The 13,481-nt window shown below is 61.7% G+C and carries 15 protein-coding genes; 7 read left to right on the plus strand and 8 right to left on the minus strand.

The window, feature by feature from the left end; translation table 11 throughout:
* Both LA304_RS07490 and LA304_RS07495 read left to right on the plus strand, forming a co-directional pair.
* Positions 1-1,293, plus strand: a complete 1,293-nt coding sequence (locus tag LA304_RS07490; RefSeq protein ID WP_224502515.1) for a TRAP transporter large permease — start codon at positions 1-3, stop codon at positions 1,291-1,293.
* Entirely contained in the window at positions 1,290-2,243 is a 954-nt protein-coding gene (locus LA304_RS07495; protein WP_224502516.1) for an SMP-30/gluconolactonase/LRE family protein, read from the plus strand. The genes LA304_RS07490 and LA304_RS07495 overlap by 4 nt, the downstream gene beginning before the upstream one ends.
* Positions 2,244-2,276: 33 nt before the next feature.
* On the opposite strand, the gene LA304_RS07500 is transcribed toward LA304_RS07495, so the two are convergent.
* The 4 genes from LA304_RS07500 to LA304_RS07515 all read right to left on the minus strand — a co-directional run bounded on the left by LA304_RS07500 (position 2,277) and on the right by LA304_RS07515 (position 5,274).
* Complete coding sequence (locus tag LA304_RS07500; protein WP_224502517.1) at positions 2,277-3,296, minus strand: nucleotidyltransferase family protein; 1,020 nt, start codon at positions 3,294-3,296, stop codon at positions 2,277-2,279.
* Between the two features lie 276 nt (positions 3,297-3,572).
* Complete coding sequence (locus tag LA304_RS07505) at positions 3,573-4,439, minus strand: VOC family protein (protein WP_224502518.1); 867 nt, start codon at positions 4,437-4,439, stop codon at positions 3,573-3,575.
* Positions 4,439-4,885 carry a DoxX family protein gene (locus LA304_RS07510; protein ID WP_224502519.1) on the minus strand — a complete coding sequence of 149 codons (447 nt, stop codon included), beginning with the start codon at positions 4,883-4,885 and terminating at the stop codon, positions 4,439-4,441. The genes LA304_RS07505 and LA304_RS07510 overlap by 1 nt, the downstream gene beginning before the upstream one ends.
* An 83-nt stretch (positions 4,886-4,968) precedes the next feature.
* Entirely contained in the window at positions 4,969-5,274 is a 306-nt protein-coding gene (locus tag LA304_RS07515; protein ID WP_224502520.1) for a hypothetical protein, read from the minus strand.
* 190 nt (positions 5,275-5,464) lie between these two features.
* Between LA304_RS07515 and LA304_RS07520 the strand changes: the two genes are divergently transcribed.
* The 3 genes from LA304_RS07520 (at position 5,465) to LA304_RS07530 (ending at position 7,934) form a co-directional block, all read left to right on the plus strand.
* Positions 5,465-6,265 carry a glutathione S-transferase family protein gene (locus LA304_RS07520; RefSeq protein ID WP_224502521.1) on the plus strand — a complete coding sequence of 267 codons (801 nt, stop codon included), beginning with the start codon at positions 5,465-5,467 and terminating at the stop codon, positions 6,263-6,265.
* A gap of 145 nt (positions 6,266-6,410) precedes the next feature.
* Complete coding sequence (locus LA304_RS07525; protein WP_224502522.1) at positions 6,411-7,037, plus strand: TetR/AcrR family transcriptional regulator; 627 nt, start codon at positions 6,411-6,413, stop codon at positions 7,035-7,037.
* 66 nt (positions 7,038-7,103) lie between these two features.
* On the plus strand, positions 7,104-7,934 hold the full coding sequence (locus LA304_RS07530; RefSeq protein ID WP_224502523.1) for a CPBP family intramembrane glutamic endopeptidase: 831 nt from the start codon (positions 7,104-7,106) through the stop codon (positions 7,932-7,934).
* Here LA304_RS07530 and LA304_RS07535 read toward each other — a convergent pair.
* Entirely contained in the window at positions 7,929-8,414 is a 486-nt protein-coding gene (locus LA304_RS07535; RefSeq protein ID WP_224502524.1) for a GNAT family N-acetyltransferase, read from the minus strand. The genes LA304_RS07530 and LA304_RS07535 overlap by 6 nt on opposite strands.
* A gap of 135 nt (positions 8,415-8,549) precedes the next feature.
* Between LA304_RS07535 and LA304_RS07540 the strand changes: the two genes are divergently transcribed.
* Complete coding sequence (locus LA304_RS07540; RefSeq protein WP_224502525.1) at positions 8,550-9,614, plus strand: dipeptidase; 1,065 nt, start codon at positions 8,550-8,552, stop codon at positions 9,612-9,614.
* Positions 9,611-10,303, plus strand: a complete 693-nt coding sequence (locus LA304_RS07545) for a gamma-glutamylcyclotransferase (RefSeq protein WP_224502526.1) — start codon at positions 9,611-9,613, stop codon at positions 10,301-10,303. Before LA304_RS07540 ends, LA304_RS07545 begins: the two co-directional genes overlap by 4 nt.
* Before the next feature lie 487 nt (positions 10,304-10,790).
* On the opposite strand, the gene LA304_RS07550 is transcribed toward LA304_RS07545, so the two are convergent.
* The 3 genes from LA304_RS07550 to LA304_RS07560 all read right to left on the minus strand — a co-directional run bounded on the left by LA304_RS07550 (position 10,791) and on the right by LA304_RS07560 (position 13,220).
* Entirely contained in the window at positions 10,791-11,435 is a 645-nt protein-coding gene (locus LA304_RS07550; RefSeq protein ID WP_224502527.1) for a CPBP family intramembrane glutamic endopeptidase, read from the minus strand.
* A gap of 14 nt (positions 11,436-11,449) precedes the next feature.
* On the minus strand, positions 11,450-12,382 hold the full coding sequence (locus tag LA304_RS07555; RefSeq protein WP_224502528.1) for an XdhC family protein: 933 nt from the start codon (positions 12,380-12,382) through the stop codon (positions 11,450-11,452).
* 133 nt (positions 12,383-12,515) lie between these two features.
* On the minus strand, positions 12,516-13,220 hold the full coding sequence (locus LA304_RS07560; protein ID WP_224502529.1) for a dihydrofolate reductase family protein: 705 nt from the start codon (positions 13,218-13,220) through the stop codon (positions 12,516-12,518).
* Positions 13,221-13,481: the final 261 nt, after the last annotated feature.

A 13,481-nucleotide genomic window follows, 5' to 3' on the forward strand; every position in this document is an offset into this window, starting at 1 on the left:
ATGGAAGCGATACTTGCCTTTGGCGTTCTGATCGGCCTCATCCTCGGGGGCATGTGGGTCCAATTCACCGTCGCGAGTGCGGGCCTCTTCTACCTTTGGATGCTCAAAGGGTTTGCTGGCTGGAAGGCACTTGGCCTCGTCAGCTGGGGCGCCGCCAACAGCTTTACCCTCGCGGCGATCCCGCTCTTCGTGCTGATGGCAGAAATCCTCCTCGGATCCGGCCTCGCCTCCCGCCTTTATAACGGCGTCGCGCCCTTTATGCGGCGTTTGCCAGGTGGACTGTTGCACACCAACATCGTCGGCAGCGGCATCTTCGCCGCGATCTCGGGCGGTAGCGCCCCGACCGCCGCAGCGATGTCCACCGTCTCTCTCCCCGAACTGAGCGGCCGCGGCTATAACCGCCGTCTCGTCGCCGGATCGCTGGCCGCTGGCGGCACGCTGGGCATCCTGATCCCGCCGTCGATCACCATGATCATCTACGCCACCTTTACCGAGACCTCGATCGCGCGCCTCTTCGCCGCCGGTCTGATCCCGGGTATCGTGCTGGCGCTGCTCTACATGGGCTTCATCATGATCCGCGCCGTAATCAACCCGTCGCTCGCCCCCAAGAGCGAGACCCGCGCAACGCCTGCCGTGCTGGCGCGGTCGCTCCTCGACATCCTGCCATTCGTTCTGCTGATCTTCATCGTTCTTGGCAGCATCTATGGCGGCTTTGCCACCCCGACCGAAGCGGGCGCCGTCGGCACCGTGGGCGCGATCATCATCTCCGCGATCTATGGCAAACTGAGCCTCGGCCTCATCACCGAAGCGCTCAAGCGCACGGCGGTCATGAGCGGCAACATCCTCTTCGTGGTCTTCACCTCGATGATTTTCGCCTATGCAACGGCCCTCTCGGGCGTCGGCGAAGATCTCGTCGCGAAACTCGAAAGCGCGGAAGTCTCCAAAGTCACCTTCCTCCTGATCATCATGGTGGTCTTCGCGATCCTCGGCTGTTTCATGGAAGGCCTCGGCATGATCGCGATCATCGTGCCCGTGATCTTCCCTGCGCTTCTGGCGCTCGGGGTCGATCCGATCTGGTTCGGTGTCTTCGTGGTGATCCTCGTGGAACTGGGGCAGCTCACACCACCCTTGGGCGTGATCCTCTTCGTGGTGGCGAGTTCGTCGGATAAGGTCTCTGTCGAAGACGTCATTCTCGGCACGATGCCCTTCTTCGTCATCATCCTGATCTTTATGCTCCTGATGATCGCGTTCCCGCAAATCACCCTGTTCCTGCCGGAGGTCACATTCGGATGACGACCCACACCTACCCTGCCCCCGAACCGGTGGTCCTCGATGCAGAGGTGTTCACCGAACTGCCGACCGCGCTGCGGCGCACGGGCGTGTCGTCCTACTGGGCGGACAAGAACCGTGGCGGTGAAGCGGTGGACAGCTTTGTCGAAGGGCCGTCCTTTGACCGCGCGGGCAATCTCTACTTCGTCGATATCCCCTTCGGTCGCGTGTTTCGCGCGACGCCGGAGGGTGTCGTCAGCCAGATTGCCGAATACGAGGGACAGCCCAACGGGTTGAAAATCCACCGTGACGGGCGGATCTTCCTCGCGGATTATCAGAATGGCATCATGCTCCTCGACCCGGAGAGCGGAGCGGTCACACCCGCCCTCGCCGATTGCGACACGGAAGGGTTCAAGGGCTGCAACGACCTGCACTTCGGTCGTGACGGCACGTTGTTCTTCACCGATCAGGGTCAAACCGGCCTCCACGATCCGACCGGCCGCGTCTACCGCTGGAACGAAGGCACCGGACGCCTCGATTGCCTGATCGACACCGCGCCGAGCCCGAATGGTCTCGTGCTCGATCTCGCGGAGCGTGTGCTGTTTCTCGCCGTGACCCGCGCCAATGCGGTGTGGCGTCTGATCCTGTCCCCGAGCGGACGGGTCAACAAAGCGGGGCTGTTCATTCAGTTCTCCGGCGGTCGCGCGGGACCCGATGGACTCGCGCTCACGGCGCAGGGCGGTGTCGTGGTCTGTCAAACCGGCATGGGCCTCGTCTGGGTGCACAACGCGCTCGGTCAGCCGATTGCCGTCGTCCGTTCTCCGCGCGGTCTCGGCACGACCAACTGCGCCTTCGGCGGACCGGACGGACGCAGCCTCTTTATCACCGAATCCGACAGCGGCTCTATCCTCAAGGTCGATTTCCCGCCCGAACTCGGCATCTCCGGCGCGCCGATGTTCTCACAGGCAGACTGATATACCGACGACCGACGCATCCCGTGTCGGTCGTCAGACCACCCCGCGCAACGTCTCTGCCACCTCCGGCAGGAGCGCGAGACTGGCCTCAATCCGCGCGCGCCAACGGGGACCCTGGGCCAGCGCGTCGTCATAAGCCTCGGCGAGATCGTCGGGCCGATCCGCCGCCAGAACCTCAATCAAAAACGCCGCCTGCGCGCGGTCTTTGCGGGACTTCGCCTGATCTTCGCCCCCACGCCGCCGATCCGCGACGATGAGTTTGTGGATCGCAAACCGTTCCGGCCGCGGGATTTGCACCAGGATACCGGACCGATAGAGCGCCACCGCGGGGATCGGTTCTGCAATCAGGTAGTTCAGGTAATTAAGCCCCTGCGCACTCACCCCGAGCGCGGGCAGAGGTTTCACCGTCTCGTCCCCAAACGCGGGCGTCAGGAATTCGACCAGAGCCTCCCCGCTCGCCTGCCGCCACCGCCATACCTGCCGCGTGCCGACACTCGGGACCGGATCGAATTTCAGCGCCTGAAGGATCGTGTCCGGCGCTTCTTCCACCTGATCGCCGAGGGCGACGGACAGGCGTTCGAAACTCGCAAAGTCGATGTCGCCCGTCTGAGCCAACTCTTCGCTGTCGAACCGCACGCCAAGCTCACCCTGATACAGCCCATAGGCCCCCGTCCCGATCAGCGTCCCGCCGAGACGAAACACCCCTGCCCGTGCAAAGGCGGACAACAACGCGCCGGTGTCACGGTCTAGCGCCATGAACCCTTCGGCCCGCAATACGCGCGACAGGCGGGCCATCGTCTTGCGGCGGCCCTCGCTCTCGGCCTTGAGCGCAACGGCATTCTCGATCCGCGACCGCAATTCCGGCGTCGCCTCCCCGAGATAGCGGCTCCGCATCGTCGTCCCGATCCGGAACTTGTCATAGAGATACACCCGCCCGCCGCGCTGCCGCTCTTCGATAGAGCCAACGATTTCAGACGCGGCTTCATCAAGGTGAAGGCGTTTCAAATCCTGATAGGCCACCTGCGCGGCGCGGGAGTGGGATGTGACGGTCATTATCGCTCTGACATGTGTGCAGCAAAAATATTACTGATGCACATAACTGATGTGTGCAGCAAAATCAAGAATGATGCACATGTCCACTCAGCGGCCCGCGACCAAGGCGTCGGACGGAAGACGGAGATTCGGACTACGGGGTGCTGTTGAAGATCAAACGCGCCCAGCAACGTGCATTCAAATATCGCACCAAAGTTCGCTTAAAATTATAAAAATATCGAATAAGAATACAAAAACGGGGCCGCATTTCGCCGCCCCGCTTTTCGTTTTCACGCCTTAGACGAACCGGATGCGTGTGCCCCAGTCGTCCTCGTAGAACATCGGCTCTCCGCCGTCGCGGCGGATGAGTTCGACGTAGTCGAGACCCGCGTCGCGGTCGGAACGGCGGCCGGATCGGGCGCTGAGCCATTCGTTGACGGCGATGTGGTGGTGATAGCCGCCTGTGGACAGGAACACCGCATCCCGACGCGTGCTCACCGCATCGAACCCGAGCGCATCGCTCCACCATTTGCCGGCACGCGTCGCGTTGCCGACCTTCAGGTGCACGTGGCCGATGCTCGTGCCCACCGGCGCGCCGGTCCAGCGCGGCGGCAAGAGACCGAGGGTGCCCATGATGCCATCGACATCCAAAGCAAAGGTGCCCATCTGCACCTCCCCCGCAACCCATTGCCAGGTCTCTTCCGGTTTGTCGGCGTAGATCTCCACACCGTTGCCTTCGGGATCGGTGAGATAAATCGCCTCGCTCACACGGTGATCAGCGGTGCCGGTGACGGGCAGTTGCTCCGCAATGGCCATAGAGATCCACTGCGCGAGCGCCTCACGCGACGGCAGCAAAAACGCGGTGTGGAACAGGCCGGACTCGCGCTGACCGGGGAGGCGAAGCCCCTCTTCCTGCGTCAGACCGAGGAGACGTTGCCCGGCAACACCGAGCCAGATGGTCGATCCCTCACGGCTCACCTCTTTGAGGCCAACAGCCTTTTGATACCACGCAGACAGTGCCTCGGCGTCCTGCGCCTTGAGCCCCACCGCGCCCACATGGATCGGCGCGGAGTGCGGGAGGGCGTTGGCCGCATGCGCGACCAACGGCAGGGTGGACGCGAATGCCGCGGCCCCTGCCCCTTTCAAAAGAGTTCTTCGTTTCATCACAGCTCTTTCTTGATCAGCCGATCCAGCGAGAAACGGCCGCCACCTTTGGTCACAAAGCTCAGCGTCACGGCGGACCAGATGAGCGAAAGTTCAGCGCCCTTATAGCCCTGATCGAGCTTGATCCAGTGGAAGTAAATGGTGACCAGCAGGATCACCGTGGTTCCAGCGGCAGCAAGACGCGTCAGAAGACCAAGCGCGAGGAGCAAGCCGCCCCCGAATTCAGTCACAGAGAGAAGGATGGACCAGAACCAGCCCGGAGCAAAGCCCATGCCCGCCACCATATCGGCGGCGCCGGTCGGGTTTTGAATTTTCGGCCAGCCGTGGGCCATGAGCGCCACGCCACAGATGACACGCAACCAAAGCTGCGCGAGGGGCGCGGTGGCGGCGTAGACGGGAGCGAGAGCAGGAATAAAGAGAGCGGTGCGGTCGGTTTCGTTAGACATAAGTGTATCTCCATAGGGTGCGTTCACCGGAACGGCGACGCGTAAAGTCAGGCGCGGAATGCGCGACGATGTGGGAATGGAGATCAGGCTCTCGGAGGTCGGAAATCCGGCGGCACAATCCGGTCTGCGAGATCAAGTTCGCTCAGAGACAGGGCAAGTTTGTCCCCCGCATCGCGAGGGGTCATCGGGTCCTGCGCGGCTGTGATCGTGCAGGTGAAACAGGGTTTCTCCGCAGGCGCGTGCACGTGGACCGCGGCGCCGGGCGCATAACACACGTCTTCGATGACCACTGTGCTCGGGCACGTGCTCCCCTGCGCCGCCGAGGCGGGCAGAAGCGCGGACATCAGGATGGCCGCAGCAGACAGACAAAGAAGAAGGTAACGCAGCATCCGCGCTCCTCGGTGGTAACTTGCTTCTGGTCTTGTAGCCCCGCCGGAATTTCGATCGCAAGTTTACCTCGCGTCGGTCACGCAGATGTTATGAGATGAAACGAAGCCCGCCCGACAATGCGTTTTGCCGGATCGAGCCGCCGTGCAGTAGGCTCCGATCAACGGACGCGATTTTGAGGAAAGGCCAGCCATGACGCAAAAGCACATCATGTATCACATCCCGATCTGCCCCTACTCGCAACGCCTCGAAATCCTCTTGGCGCTGCGCGGTCAGAGCGACGCGGTGGAATTCAGGGTCGTGGACATCACCAAACCGCGCGATCCCGAATTGCTCGCCAAGACACGCGGGACGACCGCCCTTCCCGTGCTGGAAACCCCGGACGGGCGCATCCTCAAAGAGAGCCTCGTGATCCTCCGCTATCTCGATGAGGTCTTGGACGGCCCCGCGCTGCGCCGGACCGATCCGGTCGAACACGCGATTGAATCCATGCTCATCACCCGCGAAGGCCCGTTCACCATGGCGGGCTATCTCTATGTGATGAATCAGGACAAAGCCCGCCGCGACGAGCACCGCGACAAACTCCTGTCAATCTATCGCGACATCAACGACTTCCTCACCCATGAGAGTCCCGACGGCCCGTATCTGTTCGACGACTTCGGTCTCGCAGAAGCCGTCTTCACCCCGATGTTCAAACGCTTCTGGTTCCTCGACTATTACGAAGATTTCGACCTGCCCGACGGCAAAGACTACGACCGCGTTCGCGCGTGGCGCGAGGCCTGCATGGCCCACCCCGCCACCGATCAGGTCAGCAAGGAAGAAATCGTCAAACTCTACTACGACTACGCCCTCGGCGCGGGCAACGGCGCACTGGTAAAGGGACGGTCGGTGTCGAGCTTTGTCTTTGAACCCGACTGGAAAACCCGCCCGATGCCGCCGAAAGACAAATATGCAGGCAGCGCGACGGACGAGGAACTCGGCCTCATTGCGTGACGTTTCGAGACGCGCAGACGGCAGTTGAAGGGACGCTTTGGCGTCCCTTTTTCACTTGAACCCACCACATGCCGCGCGCCCGGATTTGCCACACATCTTGACTGACTGACCGTCAGTCAGTATAAAAGACAGAAGGAGCATGGCTATGGGAAGAATCGTCAAAGATCCGAAAGTGCGGCGCGCAGAGATCGTCGAAACGGCGGAGCGGCTGTTTCGGGCGCACGGATATGCCAACTGCTCCGTCGACATGATCATCCGTGAAATCGGCGTCGCGAAGGGCACGTTCTACTACTACTTCAAATCCAAACCCGCGATTCTTCAGGCCATCGTGGACAAGACGCTGGACCAGATCGTCGCCATGGCGCGGGGCGTCGCAGACACCCCCACCCTCACAGCCCTCCAAAAGATGGAGGCCCTCCTCGGCAACAGTCACATGGGCGACGACGAGAGCCTTGAAGTCGCCGACATGCTGCATCTGCCGGAGAACCGCGAGCTTCACGAACTGACGAACATCGAGACCATCCTCCGCCTGTCCCCCATCCTCGCGAAGGTGGTTGAGCAGGGAAATAAGGAAGGTGTGTTCGACGTCGAACACCCGCTGGAAACCGTCCAGTTCCTCTTCACCGGCGCGCAGTTTCTCACCGACGGCGGCATGTTCCAGTTTTCCGAATCCGAAATCCGCGCGCGGCGTCTCGTCACGCAAACGATCATTGAAAAAGCCCTCGGCGCAGCAGCGGGCAGTTTTCACTTCATGAACCCGACGCCGACCTAGGCGTCCTCACCCCGCGTTCCGGCATAGCCCGAAACGCGATTAACCAACCATCCGGGGGATCATCCCATGGACCTCACCACCTCAAACACCCGCACCCGTCGCGTTCCGTCTCTGGCCCTCATCGGCTTTTACGCGCTGACCTTTGGCATCACATGGGGCATCGTCGCCATGTATATTCTCGCACCGGACTGGGCGACGGCGCGGTTTGGTGAGATCAGTGGCTCCCACCCGTTCTTCTTTATCGCGACGTGGGCGCCCTGCATCTCCGCCGTCACCCTCGTCCTGTTGTTCGGCGGAGTTTCGGGGCTCAAATCCTTCCTCTCCCGCCTGACGCTCTGGCGCGTGCCTCTTCCGTGGATGCTCCTCATCGCGCTCGGCCTCCCCGCCGTTTACATGATCGGATCGCTGCTCAAGGGCGGACCGCTCCTCACACCGCTTCCGCCCAAAGGCCTCGGCGCGATGGTCAGCCTCACCTTCATGATGCTCTTTCTCGGCCCCATCGAGGAATTCGGCTGGCGCGGCGTCGCCCAACCAATCCTCCAGCGCCACGTCGCGCCGCTCTTTGCCGGCATGATCATCGGCACCGTCTGGGGCATCTGGCATCTACCGGCGTTTTTCCTCGCCAACACCGTATTCGCGACGTGGAATTTCCTGCCGTTCCTGATCGGCAACATCACCCTCGCCGTCCTCGTGACCCCGCTCTTCAACGCCTCACGCGGCAGCCTCCTGTGGCCGATGCTCTTTCACTGGCAACTGATCCTCCCGATCTGGCCGGACGCGCAGCCCTATGACACATGGCTCTACCTTGCCCTGACCGTCGTGGTCGTCTGGTTGAACCGCAACACCATGCTCCGCCGTGCGGGCGCGGTGACAGAGGTCATTCCCGCCGCGTCATAGCTCCATCGACATCTCGTGCCACGCCATCCCGCCGTGATCCGATTCCGATGGTTGTCGGTAAGTATACCCGAATTTCTGATAGAGCGGGACGTGGTGCTCTTTGCACATGAGGTGGATCGTGGCCTTGCCCATCTGCCTCATCCGCGCGACGAATTCGGTCATCAGCGCGGTCGAGAGCCCCTGCCCCTGACGTGCGGGATCGACGACGACGGACATGATCACGACGTTCGGCGCGGCGGGGTCGTGGCCGATCAGCTCCTTGAACGCCTCATTCGACATCTCGACCTCATAGGCGCAGCCGCAGTTGATAAAGCCCGCGATGTCCCCATCGATCTCCAGAACGAGAAATCCGTCGGGATAGGTGGCAATCCGCGTCGCGATCTTTTCCAACGTCGCGGCCTCGTCGCCCTCATAAGCGGTGCTTTCAATCTCATAACAACGGCCCGCGTCCGACGGTCGGGCATTTCGAAAGATGTGCATAGGGTCGTCCAAATCTCTTGAAGCGTTCCACATCATTGCCGCGTCTCCGAGGGGAGGCAAAGGGAATATCCTTGAAAAACGCGCCCCAACGTTGCGAAATGGGGATCACACCCACATCAGAAAGCAGCCCGTCTCATGTCCGATCCCATTCCGTTCTTTGACGGCCACAATGACTTCCTGCTGAAGCTGATGAAATCCCCCGCCCCGCGCGCGGAGATTTGGCTCGGGGATGGAGCCATCGGGCATCTTGATCTCGCCCGCATGAAGGCGGCGGGGTTTGTTGGCGGGTTGTTTGCGATCTTTGTGCCTCCGCGCAGCACCGGAAAGCCGCCGGATTTCAAAACCGCGATGGCGAACCCGCCCTATGCGATGCCGATGCCGCCGGCGCTCTCTCACGACGTGGCGCAGCCTGACGCGCTGACCATGGCGGGATTGCTGCACTGGATGGAGCGCGCCGCGCCCGAGAGTTTCCGTGTCTGCCGCAATGCATCCGACATCCGCGCGGCGATTGCCGACGACGTGATTGCGGGCGTCATGCATATGGAGGGGGCGGAGGCGATTGGGCCTGATCTCGATAGTCTTTACCTCTTTTACGAGATGGGCTTGCGGTCCCTCGGCCCAGTGTGGAGCCGCGACACGATCTTTGGCTACGGCGTTCCGATGGCCTTTCCCGGCACGCCGGACATTGGCCCCGGCCTCACGGAAAAGGGCAAAGACCTCATCCGCCTCTGCGATGAAATTGGCATCCTCATCGACCTGTCGCACCTCAATGAGAAAGGATTCGACGATGTGACGGCGACCTCGACCGCACCGCTGGTCGCGACGCACTCCAACGTCCACGCCCTCTGCCCCAGCCCGCGCAACCTCACGGACCGGCAATTGCACATGATCCGCGAGCGCGGCGGGATGGTCGGATTTAACTTCGCCACCTTCTATATCAATGAGGACGGGAAGGCCGCGAGTGACACCGGATGGGACGCGATGCTGCGCCATATCGACTATCTGATCGAGACGCTCGGCGAGGATCACGTTGGCCTCGGGTCTGACTTCGACGGCTGTGTGCTGCCCGATCTGATCGGCGATGTGACCGGCGTCCCGCGTTTGTTCGACGCGATGAAGGCCCACGGCTATGACGCGCCCCTCCTCACGAAACTCGCGCGGGAGAACTGGCTCTCTTGCATTGAACGGTGTGTGACTTGACCACCCCGACCCTGCGCCTGACCCGTGCGCTGGTCGACCGCCTCCCCGCCCGAACGGACGAACGCGGACCCGCGCTCGTGCAGGAACCACCGGATGAGTTCTACGAAGACACCGCCGCCGATCTACTCGCGCGGCTCGCGTCGAAGGATGAGGTCTGGATTTTTGCCGCAGGCTCTCTGATCTGGAATCCGCGCATGGAGGTGGCCGACCGCCGCGCGGCACACCTCACAGGATGGCAGCGCGCCTTTTGCATCCTCGATCGCCGCTATCGTGGCTGCCCGAGCAATCCGGGCCTCATGATGTCCATTGATCGTGGCGGGAGCTGTTCCGGCGTCGCCCTACGGATGGACACTGGCGACGATCCACACGCCGCGCTCGTGAGCCTATTGAAACAGGAACCGCCCCTGCCGCCCGAACTCGTCGCCGCCGAAACAGACGCGGGCGTGGTGCAGGCCGTGCTCTTCAACATAGATGAGAGCTTTCCGCTCTACCAACCCGAGCCACCCGTCGACACCCTTGCCGACATTCTCGCCTCTGCTATCGGACATGTGGGCACGATGGCGGACTACCTGCTCAACACCGTCACAGAACTCGAACGCGCAGGCGTTCACGACGCGCATCTCTGGCGGTTGCAAGAAATGGTCGCAGAACGGCTAGAGGCCCTGCCTGATCCGAGCGGGCAAACGTGATCAGACGCTGCTGACTTTTCTCTGATTTTCGAGGAGGGGGAGGAAGGAAACGGCAACCCCAGGGAGGAGGAGGAGGGGTTGCCGTCAAATCCATGAAGCTCAAGGGAGGAGGACGAGCTTCCCTTACTTTATGCCTTATCTCTTCGCTGCGAACCATCGCCAATGCTGCAAAGCAGCATTGCGCTGTGTGCAAGTGTCCTTACGTAAACGACTACCTTGGGGGAACGGTCCGGCGCGGCGTCAAAGTGGTCTCTCGCACCTGCCAAAACGGGCGCCCTGACGTGCGGACAAAAAAAAGACCGAGCTAAGCTCGGCCTTAAGTCCAACAGGGAGGTAAAAAGCGCCTCGAGTTTCCTCATGTCGCCCTCTACTGCGCTCTATTTATGTGCGGTTTAAAAACTTATCAAGTAAAACAGTCCTGCAATTCGCACATGGCCGTTATGCGTTACTGCACTGCAACAATGCAGGGCGTCTCACCTGCGTTGAATCAGAACGGCCGGACGACATTGCCCGAATAAAAGAACATGCCCATTCCGAAGGTAAACAACACATTCCCCGCGACGGAATGCAGAATCACCGCGAGCGGAAAAGACCGCCGCACCTCATAGGCCCACGCGAACACAATCCCGCCGCCAAAGGTCATGAGCGCCACCGCCCAGTTCCAATAGAGCAGATGCGCGAGGGAAAAGAGCGCAGCATTGAGCGTGAGCGCCACAGGTTTGTGCGGCAGGATGCTCTCGTAGCGGCGGAAGAACAGAGGGCGAAACACGACCTCTTGCGGCAGGGCCGACACGAGCGGGTAAAGCAGCATGATCGTCAGCCAAAGCGCAGGATTGCTGCGCAGCAATGCAAAGATCGCTGCGGGTTCCGTCACCGACAAAATCCCCCAAGACACGAGCGCCGTCGCACCCCCAACCCCGAGGATGAGCTTGACCGGAATCCTTCGACGGCCTTGAAGCAACTCCCGCCACTGAAACCCCGGCGTCAGGTGCAAGAGCACGATCCCGAGACAGGTGGAGAGCGCGAGCACGGTGAACATCCGACCGGGCGGCAAGAGAACCGCGACGAGGATCGGAAGGATCACAAAGAACGACAGGAACTCGGCCCATAGCAGCCGGCGGTCGAATGCCATCTCAACACGCTCCGTCATCTGGCCCGACCGTGATCGAGGACCTGCGCCAATACACCCACGGCCAGATCACGCGGCGATTTCGCGCGGCGGATATAGCCGAACGGTTGGACCATCCGCGCGATGTCGGCCTCGCTCAGCCCGTTGGCTTGCAACGCATAGCTGCGCAAGGTGCGCGCGCGTTCGCTGCCTTGGGCACCGATGTAGAAGGCATCTGACCGGAGCGCATGGGACAGCAGAGCCGTCTCCCGATCATGATCATGGAAAAACACCGCGACCGCCGTGCGCCCGTCGGGCGTCTCCCCCTCCGGCCAGGCATTGCCAATGAGGAGATGTTCGTAGGGCCCGGATGCATCGCTGAGATAGGTCGTGACAGACAGGTCCGCCGCCTGCGCAAGACGGGCAAAGTGGCGCGGTTCTTCGCCGCTGCCAAAGATGAGCGCCCGCAATCTCGGTTTCACGGTCAGGATCAAACTGGCCCCGTCCGCCACCCCCGCGACCAGTCGGCCCTCTTCCGAGACGGACACCGTGACAGGGGTTCGCGCCTGCAAACGTGTCTGCATAGAGGACAGCACCTCCGGCTCCGGCGTCGGGATCAGCGTCACATCGAGACCGCCACCGCAGGGCAGTTTCAAATCCATAAACGGAGACCCCGCGCCGTAGCGGAGCGTCTTTCCCGCCCCGCTCTGCAGCGCCTCAATCCCGTGGAGCGCCACATCTTCGTCGATGCAGCCAGAGGACAGATTGCCGAACCGCGCGCCTGTGTCAGCCACCGCCATCCCCGCGCCGACGGGCCGATAGGACGTGCCCTCAACCCCCGTGATCAGACAGAGACAGTCGGCCTCCCCCGCAAAGAGCGGCGACAGAGCCAGATCGCTTTCGCACACGGAGACGACACGCGGGCGCGCGTCGATGCCTTGGAGCAGCTCGTGGTCCTTGTGCATCTTCATCGTCTGGGTCTCCGTCGCTATTCAGGCTTCACCGCAGAGCGGTGCTCACACTATTAGATGGGGCAAACTTTCGGGATGATTAGGCACGAATTGCAAAAAGCGTTTATGTGACCCACTCATGAATGCCCGAGGCTCAGGCGTCCGGCGCCTCGACGTCGTAGCACAGGTGCACCGCGCCCTTCTCCAGCGTATCAATGCTGCGGAACCGGATGTTCGCCTGATCGCGAAGCCCCTCCGGCCCCGCTTCAAAGAGCGTATGGCTCCCCGTCACGCCACTCACCGACGGCAAAATCACGAGACTGATCCGGTCCACCGCATGTGCGCGCATGAAGTGCCCGTTGATGATCCCGCCACCGGCGACAATGTAATGATCCCCGCCGAACACCTGTGCCAGACGGTCCAGCAGCCAGAGAGGATCGACATGGCGTTCCGGCGCGACAATGTAGGAAATCCCGCGCTCCGCCAGTTCACACAGATGGCTGTTCGAAATGTTCGGCCCGAGCACCATCACGAGATGATCCCCGTCGAGCATCCCGCTCTTCCAATGCAGCTTGCCATCCGGATCAACCACCACGGCGAGGCTCTCGGTCGCGTCCTGCGCCATATAGCAACAGCGCGCCGCCTCATCGTCTTCTTGCGGTTCACGCGCGTCACCGTCGGCATAGGGCTCCATCGTCGTGCGCCCGACGATATAGCCACGCGCGCCGAGGTCGCGCAGGATGTCGAAATAGATGGTCTCGTAGTCAGAAAACGGGGCGTCGGTGGAGGGGCTCCATTCGGCAACGTCCACGCGCCCGTCAAGCGGGCTGAGCATGTGGCAGGTCACTAAGGGTTTCATGTTTGCCTCGAAAATTAGGTGGTGCGTTTCATCTCTCGCCGCGCGGTCCGGTGCGCCGACGAAAGCTAGGTCCTAAGTCCCGCACTGCCGGAAACTCAAACGGATTTCTCCACAGGCCTCACCAAACGGCGCTCACGGGTTTGTGAAACGCTCCGCGCAAGTCTCGGTTTTTTCAGGAAAAGCGGCAAAAACTCCGGTCGATTAATCGATCTGGACCATAAGTGCTATACGCCCCAGCCCCCTAAATGTCGAAAGCCCCGC

The organism is Celeribacter litoreus (genome assembly GCF_020165855.1).
GTDB classification, from domain to species: Bacteria; Pseudomonadota; Alphaproteobacteria; order Rhodobacterales; family Rhodobacteraceae; genus Celeribacter; species Celeribacter litoreus.